This is a genomic window from Streptomyces nojiriensis (assembly GCF_017639205.1).
Taxonomy (GTDB): Bacteria; Actinomycetota; Actinomycetes; order Streptomycetales; family Streptomycetaceae; genus Streptomyces; species Streptomyces nojiriensis.
In genome coordinates, this window is the sequence record NZ_CP071139.1 from 5,844,364 (window position 1) to 5,863,821 (window position 19,458).

Genomic DNA, 19,458 nt, shown 5'->3' on the forward strand with positions numbered 1-19,458 from the left:
CCGCGCGCGGGCGGGCGTCCCGGCCCGCAGGACCCGGGGGCGGGCCCGGCTCAGAGCCAGCCGTTGCGGCGCAGTGCGCGGTGGATGGTGAAGCAGGAGGCGGCGATCGCGGCCATCACCATCGGATAGCCGTAGCGCCAGTGGAGTTCGGGCATGTGGTCGAAGTTCATCCCGTACACGCCGCAGATCATCGTCGGCACGGCGACGATCGCCGCCCAGGAGGTGATCTTGCGCATGTCCTCGTTCTGGGCGACCGTCGCCTGCGCGAGATTGGCCTGGAGGATCGAGTTCAGCAGCTCGTCGAAGCCCACCACCTGCTCGTGCACCCGCGCCAGGTGGTCGGCGACATCGCGGAAGTACTTCTGGATGTCCGGGTCCACCAGCCGCATCGGCCGTTCGCTCAGCAGCTCCATCGGACGCAGCAGCGGCGAGACCGCCCGCTTGAACTCCAGCACCTCGCGCTTGAGCTGGTAGATGCGGCCCGCGTCGCCGCCGCGCGCACTGCCCTTGGCGGGGGCGGCGAAGACCTCGCTCTCCACCTCGTCGATGTCGTCCTGCACCGCCGCCGCGACCGCGATGTAGCCGTCGACCACGTGGTCGGCGATGGAGTGCAGGACCGACGAGGGGCCCTTGGCGAGCAGGTCCGGGTCGTCCTGGAGGCGGTGGCGCAGCCCCTTGAGGGAGCCCTGCCCGCCGTGCCGGACGGTGATGACGAAGTCGGGGCCGGTGAAGCACATCACCTCGCCGGTCTCCACCACCTCGCTGGTGGCGGTCAGTTCGGCGTGGTCGATGTAGTGGATCGTCTTGAAGACGGTGAAGAGGGTGTCGTCGTAGCGCTCCAGCTTCGGCCGCTGGTGCGCGTGCACCGCGTCCTCCACGGCCAGCGGGTGCAGTCCGAAGGTCGCGGCGATCCCCGCGAACTCGGCCTCCGTCGGCTCGTGCAGGCCGATCCAGGCGAACCCGCCGTCCTCGCGGACCCGGCGGATCGCCTCACGGGGCGTCAGACACGCCGGACCCAGCATCCGCCGCCCGTCGCGGTACACGGCGCAGTCGACCACCGCGCTGCTCGCCGACGGGTCGCGGGTGGTGTCGTAGCCGGGCTGTACGGGGGTGGCCCTGCGCAGGGCCGGGCGAACGGCGGCACGCAGGTAGGGCAGCATCGACATGGCAGGCTCCTTCTCGCGCACGGCTGCGGACCGCACGGGTGGGAGACCCTCCTCCGCAGGCGGGCGGGCAGGCCCGGGCAGGGGAGGGAACAGGACGGGAGGACAAACGTTCTGCCGTCGCTCTTCTACTGATCAGCGGATCAGGTGGATCGAGCAGATCAAAGGGGGCGGGATGCGCCCGTCACAGAAGTGGAAGAGCGATTGGTACTGCACGATCGACTTCGGTCCACCGCAGCCCCACCTCCTCCGGCCGGTCCCCCGTGAGGGACGTCCTGTTGCCGGGGCACTGAAACACCGCTTCTGCGTGCGGCCCCGAACAGCTGTCAACACTATCAGCCGACGGATGGTCAAGACCCGCCCTTTACCCGCCTGATACGAGTTCTATGCTCGGTTCATGGCAGAAATTCTGGCTCTCGTGGAGGCCCGGCTGCGCACCGCGTTCGGTGAACCCGACGCACGCGCCGCCGTCACCTTCCTGGGCACCGACCGCATCGAGGTACTCCGTTTCGCCGAGGGCGACCTCGTGCGGTACGCGACCCTCGGGATGTCCGCGCACCCGATGACCGATCCGACCGCCGTGGTCGCCGACCCCGTACGGGGCCCGCGCGCCGAGCTCGTGCTGACCGTACGGGCGGGCCTTGCGGCCACCGACAAACTCCTGCGGCCGCTCGCGGTGCTGGCCGCGTCCCCCCAGGTCGAGGGGCTGATCGTGGCCCCGGGGGCCTCGCTGGACGTGGGCGAACCGCTCTGGGACGGGGCCCCCTTCAGCTCCGTCCTCGTGGCGGAACCGGGCGGTCTGGTCGAGGACCTGGAGCTCGACGAGCCCATGGACCCGGTCCACTTCCTCCCCTTGCTGCCGATGACGGCGAACGAGGCCGCCTGGAAACGCGTGCACGGAGCGGCCGCCCTCCAGGAACGCTGGCTCGCGCGCGGAACCGACCTGCGGGACCCTGTGCGCAGCGCCGTCGCGCTGGACTGAGGGCCCGGACGGGTGAGCGTGCCTTGACTGGGGGCCGGGCGGGGAGGAGCGTGGCTTCTTATGAGGGGTGAACCAAGTTGCCCGAAGTGCGGTGGCCGGGTCAGGGCGCCCGGACTCTTCTCCGACTCCTGGCAGTGCGCGGTGCACGGCGCTGTCCACCCCCTGCAACCCGTCATCCCGCCGAGCGTCGAAGGCCTGAACGTGATGGTGCACCGGGCGCGGGTGCCGGTGTGGATGCCGTGGCCGCTGCCGGTGGGGTGGCTGTTCACCGGGGTCGCGTCCGCCGGTGACGACCGCAGCGGCGGCCGGGCGACGGCGGTGGCCTGTTCCGGCCCCGGCCCGTTGGGCGGGATCGGCGAGCTGCTGCTGATCGCGGAGGAGCTGGGCGTGGGCCTCGGCGCGCGGTACGCGGGCATCGACGGCGTCGACCCCGGCTCGTCCATCGACGTATCGGCGCCGCCCCACGCCAAGGTGGTCGCGGCGGGCCGCCCGACACCGCTGTGGCACGTGGCCGGCGGCCCCGACGACCGGGCCGTCTTCGCCGGCGAGGCGCGCGGCCTGTGGCTCTGGGCGATCGTCTGGCCGGAGCAGTCCGGCCTGCTGATGTACGACGAGCTCGTCCTCACCGACCTGCGCGACGCGGGAGCCGAGGTCGAGCTCGTTCCGTGCGGGGCCCTGAGCCCCCGCATCCTGGGCCCCGCCTGAGGCGCTCGCGGGGCCCGAGGGGCTCCGCGGCCCGGTTATCCTGGAGTGTCCCCCGTACGTACGACCCATGGAGCCAGGCTGTGCGCATCGACCTGCACGCCCACTCCACGGCCTCCGACGGTACGGACACCCCCGCCGAGCTGATGCTGGCCGCCGCCGGCGCCGGGCTGGACGTGGTCGCGCTGACCGACCACGACACCGTGCGGGGATACGGCGAGGCCCTCGCGGCCCTGCCCGCCGGACTGACGCTGGTGACCGGGGCCGAGCTGTCCTGCCGGCTCGACGGGATCGGCGTGCACATGCTCGCGTACCTCTTCGACCCCGAGGAGCCCGAGCTGGCCCGGGAACGGGAGCTCGTCCGCGACGACCGCACCCCGCGCGCCCGGACCATGATCGGCAAGCTCCAGGACCTCGGCGTCGACGTCACCTGGGAGCAGGTGGCCAGGATCGCCGGCGACGGCTCCGTCGGGCGGCCGCACATCGCCACCGCCCTCGTCGAGCTGGGCGTCGTACCCACCGTCTCGGACGCCTTCACGCCCGACTGGCTCGCCGACGGCGGCCGCGCGTACGCCGAGAAGCACGAGCTCGACCCGTTCGAGGCCGTGCGCCTGGTCAAGGCGGCCGGCGGGGTCACCGTCCTCGCGCACCCCGCCGCCGTCAAGCGCGGCCGGTGCGTCTCCGAGTCCGCGATAGCCGAGCTGGCGACCGCGGGCCTGGACGGCGTCGAGGTGGACCACATGGACCACGACACCGACACCCGCGTGCGGCTGCGCGGTCTGGCGGCCGACCTCGGCCTGCTGACCACGGGCTCCAGCGACTACCACGGCAGCCGCAAGACCTGTCGCCTCGGGGAGTACACGACCGACCCCGAGATCTACGGCGAGATCACGCGCCGCGCGACGGGGGCCTTCCCGGTGCCGGGCGCCGGCGGACGCGAGCGCTGACCGGCCGGATCCGGCCCGCTCCACCCGTCCCACACCTCTTCTTCGCGACACCCCTCTCTTCTGCAAGGCATCACTGTGTTTGATTTCGCCGTCTTCGGATCCCTTTTTCTCACCCTTTTTGTGATTATGGACCCCCCGGGGATCACGCCGATCTTCCTCGCCCTGACCTCCGGCCGCCCCGTCAAGGTGCAGCGCCGCATGGCCTGGCAGGCGGTCTGCGTGGCCTTCGGTGTCATCGCGGTCTTCGGTATCTGCGGCCAGCAGATCCTGGACTACCTGCACGTCTCCGTCCCGGCGCTGATGATCGCCGGTGGTCTGCTGCTCCTGCTCATCGCGCTGGACCTGCTCACCGGCAAGAACGACGAGCCGAAGCAGACCAAGGACGTGAACGTGGCCCTGGTCCCGCTGGGCATGCCGCTGCTGGCCGGCCCCGGCGCGATCGTGTCGGTGATCCTGGCCGTCCAGAAGGCCGACGGCGCCGCGGCTGAGGTCTCGGTCTGGGCCGCGATCGTGGCCATGCACGTCGTGCTGTGGATCACCATGCGCTACTCGCTGGTGATCATCCGGGTCATCAAGGACGGCGGCGTCGTCCTCGTCACCCGGCTCGCCGGCATGATGCTCTCGGCGATCGCCGTCCAGCAGATCATCAACGGCGTGCTCCAGGTGGTCGGCGCGGCCTGAGGCCCCGTCCCCGCCCGCCCCGCCCGCCCCCGTGCCTGCCGCGCGCGGCCGGCACATGCGAACGCCCCCGCACCGGGAACGGTGCGGGGGCGCGAACGTTTTCGTGCGGTGCGTCAGCAGGACGCACTCTCGGCCGGTCGGATCAGGATGCGCTGGCCGACGGCTGCGGCCTGCTGCACGATCCGGTTGACGGAGGCCGCGTCGACGACGGTGCTGTCCACGGCGGATCCGTCGACGTCGTCCAGGCGCAGAATCTCGAAGCGCACGGGGCTTCTCCCTTCGTCAGTGTTTCTCCTTGCACTGGTCCAACGAAGTGTAGGCCGCAATCATTCCCTACGCTAAGGAAATTTTTTCACTGGCTAACTACAGGCCGGTGCAGGAGTCCCAGAACGCGGCCAGCTCGCGCGCCGTCGTGGCGGGGTCCTCGGCGTTCGGGGAGTGGTCCGTCCCCGGCACGATCACCCGCCGAGCGGCCAGGCGCCGGGCCGTCTCGTCCAGCAGCGGCACCGGCCAGGCCTGGTCCACGGCCCCGGACAGCACCAGCTTCGACAGCTCGACCCGGCTCAGCTCCTCGATCCGGTCGGGCTCGGAGATCAGCGTCCGGCCGGTGACGATCAGCTGCTCGGGGACGGTGGCCAGCCACCGCTCGCGCAGGAAGTGCGCGAGCTCGGGGGAGTCCGCGGCCGCGTCCTCGGGATCGTGGGCCCGCATCGCCGCCCAGATGCCGGGCATGTCGTCGCCCATCGCCTCCAGTGCGGCGACCAGCAGCTTCGTCCGCGCCTGCTGGTCCTCGGAGATCGCGGCCGGCCCGCTGCTCATCAGGGTGAGGGAGGCGAAGGGCGAAGGGTCGCGGAGCACGGCGGCGCGGGAGATCAGACCGCCGAGCGAGTGGCCGACCAGGTGCACGCGGTCCGCGCCCAGCGCGCGGACCTGGGCGAGGACGTCCCGAGCCAGCTCCTCCAGGGCGTACGGGGCCTCCTCGCGCGGGCCCGGGGTCTCGTGCTGGCCGCGGCCGTCCACGGCGACGACCCGGTACCCCGCGGCCGCCAGCGGCTCCAGGAGGCCGATGAAGTCCTCCTTGCTGCCCGTGAAGCCGGGAACCAGCAGGGCGGTGCCGCGCACGGGCTCACCGGCTTCGTGCACGGCGAAGGAGCCACGGTCGGTGGTGAGGAGGTACGCGCGGGCGGCGGAGGGCAGGGTGAGGCGCGGCGGCTTGCTCATGGCCCGAGGTTACCGGCCCGTACGGGTGCCCCGCACGGCCCGGGCAGGCCGATGGCCCCGGCCCCCTCGGAAGGGGAGCGGGGCCATCGGCGGGGTGCTGCGCGAGGCTTACGCCTCCGGCGCGGCCGCGACCTTGCGGGTGCGGGTGCGCTTCGGCTTGACCGGGGCCTCCTCGGCCACGGCGGCGGCCTCGGCGACCGGTGCGGCTTCCGCGACCTTGCGGGTGCGGGTGCGCTTCGGCTTGACCGGAGCCTCCTCCGCCACCGCGGCGGCCTCGGCGACCGGTGCGGCTTCCGCGACCTTGCGGGTGCGGGTCCGCTTCGGCTTGACCGGAGCGTCCTCGGCGGGAGCCTCGGCGACCGGGGTCACCGCGGCGGCCGGGGCTGCCTTGCGGGTGGTGCGCCGGGCCCGGACGGGCTCGACCAGCGGCGGCATCTGGAAGTCCGGCTCCGGCTCGGCCGGGGTGACCTTGCGGGTACGGACGCGCTTCGGCCGGGCCGGGGCCTCCTCGGCGGGGACCTCGGCGACCGGGGTCACCGCGGCGGCCGCGGTGGCCTTGCGGGTCGGGACGCGCTTCGGGCGGGCCGGAGCCTCCTCGGCGACCGGGGTCACCGGAGCGGCCGGAGCCTCGACGACAGGGGCCGGGGCGGCCGGAGCCTGGACGGCCGGAGCCTCGGCGACCGGAGCGGCCACGGCGGCCTGGGCCGGGACCGCGGCCACACGGGTGCGGCGGCGGCGCGGACGGCGCGGCTCGTCGGCGGCCGGGGCCGCGGGGGCCTCGGGAGCCTGGACCGGGGTCACCGGCGCGGTGGCCTCGGCGCCCTCGGCGAGCTCCGTCCCGCCCCGCGTACGGCGGCGCTGGCGCGGCGTACGGGTCCGGGCCGGACGCTCCTCGGTCACCACGGCGGCGGCCGCCGGACCGGAGCGGCCGCCACGGCCACCGCGGCCGCCGGTCTCGCCCAGGTCCTCCAGGTTCTCGGCCTTCAGGCCGGCCCGCGTGCGCTCGGCGCGCGGCAGGATGCCCTTGGTACCGGCCGGGATGTTCAGCTGCTCGAACAGGTGCGGCGACGTGGAGTACGTCTCCACCGGGTCGTGGAAGTCCAGCTCCAGCGCCTTGTTGATCAGCTGCCAGCGCGGGATGTCGTCCCAGTCGACCAGGGTGACGGCGATGCCCTTGTTGCCCGCGCGGCCGGTGCGGCCCACACGGTGCAGGAAGGTCTTCTCGTCCTCCGGCGTCTGGTAGTTGATGACGTGGGTCACACCCTCGACATCGATGCCGCGCGCGGCGACGTCGGTGCACACCAGCACGTCGACCTTGCCGTTGCGGAACGCGCGCAGCGCCTGCTCGCGCGCACCCTGGCCCAGGTCGCCGTGGACGGCGCCGGACGCGAAGCCGCGCTTCTCCAGCTGCTCGGCGATGTCGGCCGCCGTGCGCTTGGTACGACAGAAGATCATGGCCAGGCCGCGGCCCTCGGCCTGCAGGATGCGGGAGACGAGCTCCGGCTTGTCCATGTTGTGCGCACGGAAGACGTGCTGCGTGATGTTGGCGACGGTCGCGCCCTCGCCGTCCTCGGAGACGGCGCGGATGTGGGTCGGCTGCGTCATGTACCGGCGGGCCAGACCGATGACCGCACCCGGCATGGTCGCCGAGAACAGCATCGTCTGACGCTTCGCGGGCAGGTACGACATGATCTTCTCGACGTCGGGCAGGAAGCCCAGGTCGAGCATCTCGTCGGCCTCGTCCAGGACGAGGGCCTTGACGTGCGAGAGGTCGAGCTTCTTCTGCCCGGCCAGGTCGAGCAGGCGGCCCGGGGTGCCGACGATCACGTCGACGCCCTTCTTGAGCGCCTCGACCTGGGGCTCGTACGCGCGGCCGCCGTATATGGCGAGGACGCGGACGTTGCGGACCTTGCCCGCGGTCAGGAGGTCGTTGGTGACCTGGGTGCACAGCTCGCGGGTCGGAACCACCACGAGGGCCTGCGGAGCGTCGGTCAGCTGCGCCGGGGTGGCGCGGCCGGCCTCGACGTCCGCCGGGACGACGACCCGCTCCAGCAGCGGAAGGCCGAAACCGAGCGTCTTGCCGGTTCCGGTCTTGGCCTGGCCGATGACGTCCGTGCCGGAAAGGGCGACGGGGAGGGTCATCTCCTGGATCGGGAAGGGGGACACGATGCCGACGGCTTCAAGGGCCTCGGCCGTCTCGGGAAAGATCCCGAGGTCTCGGAACGTAGTCAGGGTGCTGCCTCTTCTGTGAGACGCGGCGCGAGGCGGCGAGGGGGGTCGTACCGTGCCGTGCTTGCAGTACTGCTACGTACGAAGCTGCGCGGGACCACTAGCCTTCGCTCAAGCGCATCTGCCGCTGAGGGGGCCCCTCGTGGTAGGCGGTACGCATGAACGTACGCACCTCACCGAGGGCGGTCGGTTGGAGCCGATCGGGCCACCGACCGGGCATCCTCATTCGGATGGCCCGCCGAGTATTCGGCAGGCGCATTACCACTGTACCCCGGAATCGCGCAGGTGTGTCGGGTGAATTCACCGGGTAGGCGCGTTTAGCTGGACAGGCAAGGAACCGGCGTGGTGACTTGGAGGGCCATTCGGCGGGCTATTGTGCGGAGCATGTCGACCGTAGAAAACGCCTCGCCCGCCGACGACAGCACCCCCGCCGAAGCCGTGGGGATCGCCGCCCAGGACTGGGCCGCCGCCTCTGCCTCGCCGCAGTACCGGGCCGCCGTCGTGGACCTGCTCGGGGCGCTCGCGTACGGAGAGCTCGCGGCCTTCGAGCGCCTGGCGGAGGACGCGAAGCTCGCGCCCACCCTGGACGACAAGGCCGAGCTCGCCGCGATGGCCTCCGCCGAATTCCACCACTTCGAGCGGCTGCGGGACCGGCTCGCGGCGATCGAGGTCGAGCCCACCGCCGCCATGGAGCCCTTCGCGAAGGGCGTCGACGACTTCCACCGCCAGACCGCGCCGTCGGACTGGCTGGAAGGCCTGGTCAAGGCCTACGTCGGCGACTCCATCGCCAGTGACTTCTACCGTGAGGTCGCCTCCCACCTGGACACCGACACCCGCGCCCTCGTGCTCGGCGTGCTCGACGACACCGGCCACGGCAACTTCGCCGTCGAGAAGGTCCGCGCGGCGATCGAGGCGGACCCGCGATGCGGCGGCCGGCTCGCGCTGTGGGCCCGCCGACTGATGGGCGAGGCCCTCTCGCAGGCCCAGCGCGTGGTCGCCGAGCGCGACGCGCTCTCGACCATGCTGGTCGGCGGTGTCGACGGAATGGCGGCCGGCTTCGACCTGGCGGCCGTCGGCGAGATGTTCACCCGCATCACCAAGGCGCACACCAAGCGCATGGCGGCCCTCGGCCTCGCCGCCTGACCGTACGGAAGCCGGTGCGGCTGCGTACCCGCTCCACACGTCGGCCCCGGCGCGCACACGGCGCGCCGGGGCCGACGTACGTCGTTCAGGGGCAGGGTTCAGGAGCGGGCTTCAGGGGTCGTGGTCATCCCCGCGACGGGAGTGAAAACGGAGTCCGGTGGGACGGCCTGCGGGGCCCTGCGGCCGGACGGAGCAGCAGGGACAGGACCACGGCCGACACGAGCACCGCGCCGATGAGCGTCGCGGTCAGGGTGTTGTGCCCGGGCCCCAGCGCGAAGTGGGTGAGATACGCCCCGAACAGCGCCCCCAGTACCCCGCTGACCAGCACGACTTTGGTGGAAGGCAACCGGCGCGTGAGTACCCGGGCGGCTGTCGCGGACAAGGCGAGGCCCAGGAGTGCGGAGCCGAGCACTTCCAGCAGCAGCATGAGGTCTCTCCCATACGTCAGGGCAAACCGGGTCACTGCGGTCCTACCCGAAGCGGAAGAAACAGAAACGGCCCGGTGGGATCAACCACCGGGCCGTTTCCAACAGTTCTTCAGAGCGCGCCGAAGCCCACCTTGCGCACGCTCGGCTCGCCCAGGTCGACATACGACAGGCGGTCGGACGGCACCAGGACCTTGCGGCCCTTGTTGTCGGTGAGGCTCAGCAGCGGCGCGGTGCCGGACAGAGCGGCGGTGACGATGCTCTCCAGCTCCTCGGCGCTCAGGTCGCTCTCCAGCACGATCTCCCGGGGTGCGTGCTGCACGCCGATCTTGACCTCCACGGCTTTGTCCCTCCGACGATCCGGTTCGCGCGATCAGCCGCGCCGTACGCGGTCCACATTAGCCCGGTGAGGGGACGCGGACCGCGCAGAGCGGACACGCTCGCAGCGAACAGCGGCCGACGAGGACCGCCGGCGGCCCTCAGGACTCCGTGCCGTGCAGCGGGAACCCGGCGATGCCGCGCCAGGCGAGCGAGGTCAGCAGGCCGACCGCCGTCTCGCGGGCGACCGGGCTCTCGCTGGAGAGCCAGTAGCGGGCCACGACCTGCGAAACCCCGCCCAGGCCCACGGCCAGCAGCATCGACTCGTCCTTGGACAGGCCGGTGTCCTCGGCGATGACGTCGGAGATGGCCTCGGCGCACTGGAGCGAGACGCGGTCGACGCGCTCGCGCACCGCCGGCTCGTTCGTCAGGTCGGACTCGAAGACCAGCCGGAAGGCGCCGCCCTCCTCCTCCACGTACGCGAAGTAGGCGTCCATCGTGGCCGCCACGCGCAGCTTGTTGTCCGTCGTCGACGCGAGGGCCGTACGCACGGCCAGCAGCAGGGCCTCGCAGTGCTGGTCCAGCAGGGCCAGGTACAGGTCGAGCTTGCCGGGGAAGTGCTGGTACAGCACCGGCTTGCTCACACCGGCCCGCTCGGCGATGTCGTCCATGGCCGCCGCGTGATACCCCTGCGCGACGAAAACCTCCTGGGCCGCGCCCAGCAGCTGGTTGCGCCGGGCTCGGCGCGGCAGTCGCGTGCCCCGCGGACGCGCTGCCTCGGTCTGCTCGATGGCTGTCACGCCGCCTCCCACTTTCTCTAAGAACACAGTGCGCTCTGCGCCGCGCGGCCATCGTACTTTTCGGTAACCGAATCTGGAGGGTTCAAGCCGAGTTTTCTCGCGGTACGGACGGCCCGGAGGCGCTGGTCAGCGGTTTGATCAGCGGTTTGGTCGGTGCTCGGTCAGCTGATGGGTCAGCGGTAGTCGTCCTCGTCCAGCGGCACCACCCGCGCCTGCTCGACGGCATCGCCGTCCGTGACCCCGTCCACCGCGCGCGCGGTGATCGGGTCGTCCTCGTCCGGCCGGAGATCGGCGAGCTGCTCCGCCACATCCGCCTCGGGCGCCTCAGGATCGAGGGATTCCGGAAACTGCTCCCGGAAGGTGTCCGGCTCCGCAGGGTCGACAGTCATGCCGCTCCCCTCGCTTCCTTGTGCTCACTTACGAGCCTAGGAGGATCGCGGAGGCACCGCTATATGGATCCGGCCTGTGTCTGTGACGGCGAACACAGGAAGAGGAACGTGATCGTCTCGTAACATTGCCCGCATGTCTTCGACCGAGCTGCCAGGCGTGCGGTCCACCGCCGAGCCGTCCTCCCAGGCGGGAGCCGCCCGGGTGGCCGAAGGGGAGCAGCTGCGCACCGCCGTGCTGCCCGGCCTGGAACTGGCCGTGCGGGTCCGCCCGCCCCTGCGCACGGGACTGCCGCCCGCCCTGTTCGTGCACGGACTGGGCGGTTCCTCCCAGAACTGGTCGGACCTGATGGCGCGGCTGGCCGACACCGTCGACGGCGAGGCCCTCGACCTGCCGGGCTTCGGCTGGTCCCCACCACCCGCCGACCGCGACTACTCCGTCACCGCCTTCGCCCGAGCCGTCATCCGGCACCTCGACGCCGCCGGGCGCGGCCCGGTCCACCTCTTCGGGAACTCCCTCGGCGGAGCCGTCTCCACCCGCGTCGCGGCCGTCCGGCCCGACCTGGTGCGCACCCTGACCCTGATCTCGCCCGCCCTGCCCGAGCTGCGCGTACAGAAGTCGGCCGTGCCGACCGCGCTGCTCGCCGTGCCCGGGGTGGCCGCGCTCTTCGGCCGGCTGACGCAGGGGCTCAGTGCCGAACAGCGCACCCGCGGGGTGACGGAGCTCTGTTACGGAGACCCCTCCCGGGTGACACCCGAGGGATTCCGCCACGCCGTGGAGGAGATGGAGCGGCGGATGGCCCTGCCGTACTTCTGGGACGCGATGACGCGCTCCTCGCGCGGCATCGTCGACGCCTACACCCTCGGTGGCCAGCACGGACTGTGGCGTCAGGCGCAGCGGGTGCTCGCGCCCTCGCTGCTGGTCTACGGTGGCCGGGACCAGTTGGTCTCGTACCGCATGGCGCACAAGGCGGCCGCGGCGTTCCGCGGTTCGCGACTGCTGTGCATGCCCGAGGCCGGACACGTGGCGATGATGGAGTACCCCGAGGCGGTGGCCGCCGCCTTCCGGGAGCTGCTGAGCGACACCGGGACGGGCGAGAGTGACCGATATACCGAAGACGGCAGAGGCTGAGGACCGTGGGACGACATAGTCGCAAGGGCCCTGCCCCAGCTCCGGCTCCCGCCGCTCCGGCACCCGTCCGGCCGCAGCCGGAGCCCGCGCCCCTGCCCTACGAGGAACCGTCCGCCGGGTACTGGCCCGAGCCGACCGTCACCCACCAGGGGTACGTGCCCCAGGACCGGTACCACGCCGACGCGCGCACCGGAGGCCATCCCCAGCAGTACGAGTCCGACGACGTCTGGGGTGCCCACCCCGACTCCGTGTACGGCGACTGGCGCGGAGTGCGGCGCCCGCACGAGCCCGCCGCGCCCGCGCCCAGCCCTGCGCCCACGGCCTTCCGTGACAGCGACACCCCGGCCTTCGGGACCCCCGCGGTGGGCTTCCCGCAGGTCACCCTGACGCCGCCGGCCGGATTCGACCTGGACCCCGTCACCTCCACCGGCGCGCAGCCCCGGGTGCCCGGACCGCGCAAGCCGGTCGATCCGGTGGCTCCGGCCGTGCCCGAGGACGCCGACGACGGCGCCGGGGAGTCCTCCGGCTCCGGCCGTGGCCGGAAGGTCCGTACGTACACCGCCGTGGCCGCCGTGGCCGTCACCACCGTCCTCGCCGTCGTCGTCGCCGGCCAGGTGACCTCGGACGGGGAGGGCGAGAAGTCCGGTGCGCAGGCCGCCGGCAACAGCCGCGCCGACGCCGGCGCCTCCCGCTCGGACGACCGGGCGACCCCGCCGCAGGCGGCGGCGCCCGCCGCGCCCGAGGTGGAGCTGACGTACGAGCAGAAGATGGCCCAGCAGCTGCCGATCGACGCGAAACTCGCCGGACCCGGCACCTTCGACACCGTGCCCGGTGTGGCCAAGGCCCCCGGCAAGGGCAAGCTCGTGCGCTACCGGGTCGACGTCGAGCAGGGTCTCGGCCTGGACCCGCAGCTGTTCGCCGAGGCCGTCCACCGCACCCTCAACGACCCGCGCAGCTGGGCCCACAACGGCGAGAAGACCTTCGAGCGGGTGCCGGGCGGCGAGGCGGACTTCGTGATCACCCTGGCCAGTCCCGGGACCACCGGGGTCTGGTGCGCCAAGTCCGACCTGGACACCACCGTCGACAACGTCTCCTGCGACTCCGCGTCCACGGACCGGGTGATGATCAACGCGTTCCGCTGGGCGCAGGGCTCCGCGACCTACGGGCCGGACCAGATGTTCACCTACCGGCAGATGCTCATCAACCACGAGGTCGGACACCGGCTCGGACACGGCCACGTGAACTGCCGCACCCCCGGCGCGCTCGCGCCGATCATGCAGCAGCAGACCAAGTCCCTCGACATCAACGGCATCCAGTGCAAGCCCAACCCCTGGGTTTTCCCGGACAGTTGACCGACGCGCCGGGACCCCGCCCGCCGGCCGGGCGGGGATCCGCGTTGACAATCCGTCCGATCATCGGCAATCGTTCTCCGCATGTCGCACCACCACACCATGACCGCGAGCGCCGCCATTGAGCTGGCGCTGCTTGGTGTGACCGCGCACAGCGTGGCCGACATCTTCTGTCGCTGACGCCGACCCGCAAGCGCCGCGACCCTTTTTCGAGCTCCTTCGCCGCGCCCGGGTGCACGCACGCCCGCAGGCGCGGCTTCCTCGTGTTCCGGCAACCGGTGATCCATCGGTACCGCTGTCGACCGCTGCCCCTCGCGTGGCCCTTCCGCACTTCCTTCACGCCGAGAGGTCTTCACACCCATGTCTTCCGCCGGACCCGACCGCCATCTCATAGCGCGCCGCGTGGCCGCCGTCACCGTCAGCCTCGTCCTGGCCGGGGGCGCCGTGGCCTGCGGCCCCGAGGACGGTGCGAGCAAGGCCGGTTCGGGCGACAGGCCGGGCGCCGCGGGCGCGCCGCGCAAGGGCGGCACCCTGACCGTCCTCAACTCCGAGCCGCAGAGCGACTTCGACCCGGCCCGGCTCTACACCTCGGGCGGCGGGAACGTTCCCTCGCTGGTCTTCCGTACACTGACCACCCGCAACCGCGAGGACGGCGCGGCCGGCGCCAAGGTCGTGCCCGACCTGGCCACCGACACCGGAAAGCCCAACGCCGACGCCACCGAGTGGACGTACACGCTCAAGGACGGGCTGAAGTACGAGGACGGCTCCCCGATCACCACCGCCGACATCAAGTACGGCATCGAGCGGTCCTTCGCCGCCGAGCTGTCGGGCGGCGCCCCGTACCTGCGGGACTGGCTGGTCGGCGGGGAGAGCTACGAGGGCCCGTACAAGGACGGCGGCAAGGGCCTCGACTCGATCGTCGTGCCCGACCCGAAGACGATCGTCTTCAAACTCCGCAAGCCCGAGGGCGAGTTCCCCTTCGTCGCCACGCAGACGCAGTTCGCACCCGTCCCCAAGGCCAAGGACACCGGCGTCAAGTACGAGGAGCACCCCGTCTCCTCCGGCCCGTACAAGGTCGTCAAGAACGACAACGACGGCGAGCACCTCACCCTGGAGCGCAACGAGCACTGGGACGAGAAGAGCGACGAGGAGCGCAAGGCCTACCCGGACAAGATCGACGTCCGCTCCGGTCTGGACGCCGCCGTCATCAACCAGCGCCTGACCACCAGCTCCGGCCCCGACGCCGCCGCCGTCACCACCGACACCAACCTGGGACCTGCCGAGCTCGCCCAGATCGGCGACAACAAGGAGCTGGCCGCACGCGTCGGCACCGGCCACTTCGGCTACATCAACTACCTGGCCTTCAACCCGAAGGTGGCCCCCTTCGACAACCCGAAGGTGCGCCAGGCCATCTCCCACGCGATCAACCGCACCAGCGTGATCAACGCCGCCGGCGGATCCGCGCTGGCCGAACCCGCCACCACCTTCCTGCCCGAGCGCGAGGCCTTCGGCTTCACCCCGTACGACCACTTCCCGGCGGGGAAGACCGGCGACCCGGCCAAGGCCAAGCAGCTGCTGGCGGAGGCGGGCTTCCCCGACGGCATCACCGTCACCCTGACCCACTCCACCGCGCAGAACCGCCAGACCAGCCCCGAGGTCGCCACCGCCGTGCAGCAGGCCCTCGCGGCCGCCGGCATCACCGTCAAGCTGGAAGGCCTGGAGAACAACGCCTTCAACGAGAAGCGCTGGGACGCCAAGAACACCCCCGGCTTCTTCCTCTCCCGCTGGGGCGCCGACTGGCCGTCCGGAGCCCCCTTCCTCGCGCCGATCTTCGACGGCCGGCAGATCGTGACCAACGGCTCCAACTACAACCACGCGCAGCTGAACGACCCGGCCGTGAACGCCGAGATCGACGAGATCGCCAAGCTGACCGACCTCGCGGCGGCCGGCAAGCGCTGGGGCGCACTCGACAAGAAGATCGGTGAGCAGGCCCTGGACGTGCCGCTCTTCCACCCGGTCTACAAGCGGCTCGTCGGCAAGGACATCAAGAACGTCGTGATCAGCGACTGGACCGGCGTCCTCGACATCTCGCAGGTCTCCGTCAAGTGAGCACCGCCCTCAAGCAGTCGGCGCCGCAGCAGCCGGCGCCCGCGCCCGGGGCCCCCGCCCCGGGCGCGGGCACCGCGGGCCAGGTCCGGCGGCGCCTGCGCCGCCGGCCGGCGGCCCTCGCGGCCGCCGGGGTCATCGCCCTGCTCGTCCTCCTCGCCCTCGCCGCACCGCTGGTCGCCCAGCTCACCGGCCAGGACCCGAACGCGTACCACGACGACCTCGTGGATTCCGCGCGCGGCGGGGTACCGCTCGGCTCCTTCGGCGGGATCTCCGCCGACCACTGGCTCGGCGTCGAACCGGGCACCGGCCGCGACCTGCTCACCCGGCTGCTGTACGGGGCGCGGATCTCGCTGCTCGTCGCCCTCGGCGCCGTCGTCGTGCAAACGCTCGTCGGTGTCGGCGTCGGACTCGCCGCCGCGCTCGGCGGCCGGTTCACTGGCCAGCTCATCGGCCGGTTCACCGACGTGATGATCGCGCTGCCGATGCTGGTGATCGGCATCGCCCTCACCGCCGTCGTCCCGCCCGACTTCCCCCGGCCGCTGCTGCTGATCCTCATCATCGGACTGCTCGACTGGGGCGGCACCGCCCGGATGGTGCGCGCCCAGGCCCTCGCCCTGCGCGGCCTCGACTTCGTCGACGCCGCCCGCCTCTCGGGCCGGGGCACGCTCGGCATCGCCCGCCGCGAACTGCTGCCCTCGCTGGCCGCGCCCGTCATCACCTACGCCGCGATCAAGGTGCCCACCGCCATCGTGGCCGAGGCCTCGCTGTCCTTCCTCGGCGTCGGCGTCAAACCGCCCACGCCCTCCTGGGGACAGATGCTCTCCAGCGCGCAGACCTGGTTCCGCGCCGACCCGGCCTACGTCCTGCTCCCCGCCGGGCTGCTCTTCGTCACCGTGCTCGCCTCCACCGTGCTGGGCGACGCCGTCCGCACCGCCCTCGACCCGCGCGAAGGCTCCCGGCTGCGGGTCGGCACCAGAAAGGAGCGCACGGCGTGACCCGCTTCGTGCTCAAACGGACCGGCGGCGCACTGCTCGTGCTGCTCACCCTGTCCGTGATCGTCTACGCCCTCTTCTACCTCGCCCCCGGCGACCCGGCCCGCCTGGCCTGCGGCGAGCGCTGCAACCCGGCGCAGATCGCCCAGGTCCGCGAACAGCTCGGGCTGAACGAGTCCGCCCTCACCCAGTACCTGCACTTCCTCCGGGGACTGCTGGCCGGCCGGGACTACTCCGGCGGCGCCGGGCTCATGCTGCACTGCGACGCGCCCTGCCTGGGCTTCTCGTACCAGAACGACCAGCAGGTCACCGGGCTGATCCTGGACCGGCTGCCCGCCACCCTGTCGCTGGCGCTGGGCGCACTGGTGATCTGGCTGGTGGTCGGCGTCGGCACCGGACTGCTGTCCGCGCTGCGCCGCGGCGGGATCACCGAGCGGGCCCTGACCGTCCTGACCCTCGCCGGGACCGGCACCCCCGTCTTCATCCTGGGGCTGCTCCTGCTCATGACCGTCTGCGCCTACCTCCAGTGGCTGCCGTTCCCGACGTACGTGCCGCTGACCGAGGACCCCGAGCAGTGGGCCTGGAACCTGCTCCTGCCCTGGGTGACCCTCGGCTTCTTCGAGAGCGCCAAGTACGCCCGCCTTACGCGCAGTTCGACCCTGGAGACGCTCGCCGAGGACCACATCCGGACCTTCCGCGCCTACGGGGTGGGGGAGCGGGCCGTGGTCACGCGGCACGCGGTGCGCGGCGCCGTGGCCCCCGTGATCGCGCTCAGCGCCGTGGACTTCGGCACGATGATCGGCGGCGCGGTGCTGACGGAGTCGCTGTTCGGGATCCCCGGCCTCGGCAAGACCCTCATCGACGGCGTACGGGTCGTGGACCTGCCCGTCGTCGTCGGCGTCGTCCTCGCGATCGGCACGGCCGTGGTCCTCGCGGGCGCGATCGCCGACCTGCTGTACGCCGCCGCGGACCGAAGGGCGACCCTCGCATGACGCACTCACTGGTGGAGGTCACCGACCTCGTCGTCGACTTCCCGGTCGGCGGGGAGGGGGAGCACGTACGGGCCGTGGACGGGGTCTCCTTCACCCTGGAGGCGGGCCACGCCCTCGGCGTCGTGGGCGAGTCCGGCAGCGGCAAGTCCACCGTGGCCGCGGCCCTGCTGGGACTGCACCGCGGTACGGGCGCCCGGCTGGGCGGCACCGTCCGGGTCGGCGGCACGGACGTGGCCGCGGCATCGGCGGCCGAACTGCGCCGGCTGCGCGGCGGGACCGCCGCCATGGTCTTCCAGGACCCGCTGAGCTCCCTGGACCCGTACTACGCCATCGGCGACCAGATCGCCGAGGTCCACCGGATCCACGCGGACGTCTCCCGGCGGGCCGCCCGGGCCCGCGCCGTCGAGGTGCTCGACCGGGTGGGCATCCCGGACGCGGTACGCCGCTCCCGCGCGCGGCCGCACGAGTTCAGCGGCGGCATGCGGCAACGGGCCCTCATCGCGATGGCGCTGGCGTGCGAGCCGCGGCTGCTGATCGCCGACGAGCCGACCACCGCACTGGACGTCACCGTGCAGGCCCAGATCCTCGACCTGCTGCACGGGTTGCGCGAGGAGCGCGGACTCGGGCTGCTGCTGGTCACCCACGACGTCGGGGTGGCGGCGGAGAGCGTGGACGAGGTGCTGGTCATGCGGGGTGGCTCCGCCGTCGAGCGGGGGCCGGTCGCTTCCGTGCTGGCGGCGCCGTCGGAGCCGTACACGCGGGCGCTGCTGGCCGCCGTACCGAGGCTGGACGGGCCGCGCCCCGTACGGGGGGCCGCGGGTGAGCAGGCGCGGCGCCGTTCCCGGGGCTCCGCCCCGGACCCCGCGCCTCAAACGACGGAGAGGCCGGATTCGTCCCCGGCGGGGCCGGAACCGGCGGACGTGCCCGTCGTCGAGGCCTTCTCCCTGCGGAAGGAGTTCGGGCGGGGCCGGCGCAAGGTCGCCGCCGTCGCCGGGGTGTCCCTCGCCGTGCACGCCGGGGAGACCCTCGGGATCGTCGGCGAGAGCGGATCCGGCAAGAGCACGCTCGGGCGGATGCTCGTCGGACTGCTGGAGCCCGGCTCCGGGCAGGTGCGGCGGGACGGCGTGGAGGTCACCGGCATCGCGGGCGGTGTGCAGATGGTCTTCCAGGACCCGGTGTCCTCCCTCAACCCGCGCCGGTCCGTCGGCGAGTCCATCGCCGACCCGCTGCGCGCGGCCGGGGAGCGGGACGAGGCGGCCGTCCGGGCCCGGGTGGAGGAGCTGCTGCTGCGCGTCGGGCTGGAGGCCGGGCACTACGACCGCTACCCGCACGAGTTCAGCGGCGGCCAGCGCCAGCGCGTGGGCATCGCGCGGGCGCTCGCGCCCCGGCCCCGGCTGATCGTCTGCGACGAGCCGGTCTCCGCCCTCGACGTGACCACCCAGGCGCAGGTCACCGCCCTGCTGGCGGAGCTCCAGCGGGAGCTGGGCATCGCGTTGGTCTTCATCGCGCACGACCTGGCGGTGGTCCGGCAGGTCAGCGACCGGGTGGCCGTCATGCGGGCCGGGGAGATCGTCGAGGAGGGCCCCGTGGACGAGGTCTACGACCGCCCCGCCCACCCCTACACCCGGCAGCTGCTGGCCGCCGTACCGGCCCTGGATCCCGCGCTGGCGGCCGGCCGCCGCAGGACGCGGCAGGAGGTCTTCGCGTAGCCGGGTGCCGGACGGCGCGGCACCGGCGGCGGCTCCGGCAGCGGTCCCGGGAGTGGTCCGGCCCGGGCCGGTTCCGAGGCTGTACTTCTAGCGTGCTCGAACGCGAACCGTACGGGAAAGTTACGACTCTTCACCCCTTCCGGTGGCGCGACGGACAACCGTCCGTCGCGCCTTCGGC

20 protein-coding genes are annotated in these 19,458 nt (G+C 72.4%); 12 read left to right on the forward strand and 8 right to left on the reverse strand.

Going from position 1 to position 19,458, the window contains the following annotated elements; all coding sequences use genetic code 11:
* Positions 1-50 precede the first annotated feature (50 nt).
* Entirely contained in the window at positions 51-1,166 is a 1,116-nt protein-coding gene (locus tag JYK04_RS27395) for a magnesium and cobalt transport protein CorA (protein WP_189732743.1), read from the reverse strand.
* Between the two features lie 394 nt (positions 1,167-1,560).
* Between JYK04_RS27395 and JYK04_RS27400 the strand changes: the two genes are divergently transcribed.
* The 4 genes from JYK04_RS27400 (at position 1,561) to JYK04_RS27415 (ending at position 4,475) form a co-directional block, all read left to right on the forward strand.
* Positions 1,561-2,145: a suppressor of fused domain protein gene (locus JYK04_RS27400; RefSeq protein WP_189732741.1), complete on the forward strand. Its 585-nt coding sequence runs from the start codon at positions 1,561-1,563 to the stop codon at positions 2,143-2,145.
* Positions 2,146-2,205: 60 nt separating this feature from the next.
* Entirely contained in the window at positions 2,206-2,850 is a 645-nt protein-coding gene (locus JYK04_RS27405) for a DUF6758 family protein (protein WP_189732739.1), read from the forward strand.
* 80 nt (positions 2,851-2,930) lie between these two features.
* Positions 2,931-3,794 (forward strand): PHP domain-containing protein, encoded by an 864-nt coding sequence (locus JYK04_RS27410; RefSeq protein ID WP_189732737.1) that lies wholly within the window; start codon positions 2,931-2,933, stop codon positions 3,792-3,794.
* Positions 3,795-3,869: 75 nt separating this feature from the next.
* Positions 3,870-4,475, forward strand: a complete 606-nt coding sequence (locus JYK04_RS27415) for a MarC family protein (RefSeq protein ID WP_189732735.1) — start codon at positions 3,870-3,872, stop codon at positions 4,473-4,475.
* A 113-nt stretch (positions 4,476-4,588) separates the two neighbouring features.
* On the opposite strand, the gene JYK04_RS27420 is transcribed toward JYK04_RS27415, so the two are convergent.
* From JYK04_RS27420 to JYK04_RS27430, 3 genes are all read right to left on the reverse strand, one after another.
* Positions 4,589-4,741, reverse strand: a complete 153-nt coding sequence (locus JYK04_RS27420; protein ID WP_167745535.1) for a hypothetical protein — start codon at positions 4,739-4,741, stop codon at positions 4,589-4,591.
* 97 nt (positions 4,742-4,838) lie between these two features.
* Complete coding sequence (locus tag JYK04_RS27425; protein ID WP_189732733.1) at positions 4,839-5,696, reverse strand: alpha/beta fold hydrolase; 858 nt, start codon at positions 5,694-5,696, stop codon at positions 4,839-4,841.
* A gap of 108 nt (positions 5,697-5,804) precedes the next feature.
* Positions 5,805-7,838 carry a DEAD/DEAH box helicase gene (locus JYK04_RS27430; RefSeq protein WP_341875305.1) on the reverse strand — a complete coding sequence of 678 codons (2,034 nt, stop codon included), beginning with the start codon at positions 7,836-7,838 and terminating at the stop codon, positions 5,805-5,807.
* A 471-nt stretch (positions 7,839-8,309) separates the two neighbouring features.
* Here JYK04_RS27430 and JYK04_RS27435 point away from each other — a divergent pair, with 471 nt between their 5' ends.
* Positions 8,310-9,068 carry a ferritin-like fold-containing protein gene (locus JYK04_RS27435; RefSeq protein ID WP_189732731.1) on the forward strand — a complete coding sequence of 253 codons (759 nt, stop codon included), beginning with the start codon at positions 8,310-8,312 and terminating at the stop codon, positions 9,066-9,068.
* Positions 9,069-9,192: 124 nt separating this feature from the next.
* Here JYK04_RS27435 and JYK04_RS27440 read toward each other — a convergent pair whose 3' ends face one another.
* The 4 genes from JYK04_RS27440 to JYK04_RS27455 form a co-directional block, all read right to left on the reverse strand.
* Complete coding sequence (locus JYK04_RS27440) at positions 9,193-9,495, reverse strand: hypothetical protein (RefSeq protein WP_189732729.1); 303 nt, start codon at positions 9,493-9,495, stop codon at positions 9,193-9,195.
* A gap of 110 nt (positions 9,496-9,605) precedes the next feature.
* Positions 9,606-9,833: a DUF3107 domain-containing protein gene (locus tag JYK04_RS27445; RefSeq protein WP_030011334.1), complete on the reverse strand. Its 228-nt coding sequence runs from the start codon at positions 9,831-9,833 to the stop codon at positions 9,606-9,608.
* A gap of 139 nt (positions 9,834-9,972) precedes the next feature.
* The gene (locus JYK04_RS27450) at positions 9,973-10,611 is read right to left on the reverse strand and encodes a TetR/AcrR family transcriptional regulator (RefSeq protein ID WP_030011335.1); all 639 of its coding nucleotides are present in this window, start codon (positions 10,609-10,611) and stop codon (positions 9,973-9,975) included.
* A 173-nt stretch (positions 10,612-10,784) separates the two neighbouring features.
* Positions 10,785-11,000, reverse strand: a complete 216-nt coding sequence (locus JYK04_RS27455; RefSeq protein ID WP_189732727.1) for a hypothetical protein — start codon at positions 10,998-11,000, stop codon at positions 10,785-10,787.
* A gap of 133 nt (positions 11,001-11,133) precedes the next feature.
* On the opposite strand from JYK04_RS27455, the gene JYK04_RS27460 reads away from it, so the two are divergent.
* The 7 genes from JYK04_RS27460 (at position 11,134) to JYK04_RS27485 (ending at position 19,280) form a co-directional block, all read left to right on the forward strand.
* A complete protein-coding gene (locus JYK04_RS27460) occupies positions 11,134-12,129 on the forward strand; it encodes an alpha/beta fold hydrolase (protein ID WP_189732725.1) in 996 nt (331 codons plus the stop codon).
* A 5-nt stretch (positions 12,130-12,134) separates the two neighbouring features.
* Positions 12,135-13,481, forward strand: coding sequence for a DUF3152 domain-containing protein (locus JYK04_RS27465; protein WP_189732723.1), 1,347 nt, complete (start codon positions 12,135-12,137; stop codon positions 13,479-13,481).
* A gap of 81 nt (positions 13,482-13,562) precedes the next feature.
* Entirely contained in the window at positions 13,563-13,658 is a 96-nt protein-coding gene (locus JYK04_RS42155) for an Ms4533A family Cys-rich leader peptide (RefSeq protein ID WP_314243733.1), read from the forward strand.
* Positions 13,659-13,838: 180 nt separating this feature from the next.
* The gene (locus JYK04_RS27470; protein ID WP_189732721.1) at positions 13,839-15,587 is read left to right on the forward strand and encodes an ABC transporter substrate-binding protein; all 1,749 of its coding nucleotides are present in this window, start codon (positions 13,839-13,841) and stop codon (positions 15,585-15,587) included.
* Positions 15,584-16,582 carry an ABC transporter permease gene (locus JYK04_RS27475; protein WP_189732719.1) on the forward strand — a complete coding sequence of 333 codons (999 nt, stop codon included), beginning with the start codon at positions 15,584-15,586 and terminating at the stop codon, positions 16,580-16,582. The genes JYK04_RS27470 and JYK04_RS27475 overlap by 4 nt, the downstream gene beginning before the upstream one ends.
* The gene (locus tag JYK04_RS27480; RefSeq protein WP_189732717.1) at positions 16,579-17,571 is read left to right on the forward strand and encodes an ABC transporter permease; all 993 of its coding nucleotides are present in this window, start codon (positions 16,579-16,581) and stop codon (positions 17,569-17,571) included. The genes JYK04_RS27475 and JYK04_RS27480 overlap by 4 nt, the downstream gene beginning before the upstream one ends.
* On the forward strand, positions 17,568-19,280 hold the full coding sequence (locus tag JYK04_RS27485; RefSeq protein ID WP_189732715.1) for a dipeptide ABC transporter ATP-binding protein: 1,713 nt from the start codon (positions 17,568-17,570) through the stop codon (positions 19,278-19,280). The genes JYK04_RS27480 and JYK04_RS27485 overlap by 4 nt, the downstream gene beginning before the upstream one ends.
* Positions 19,281-19,458: the final 178 nt, after the last annotated feature.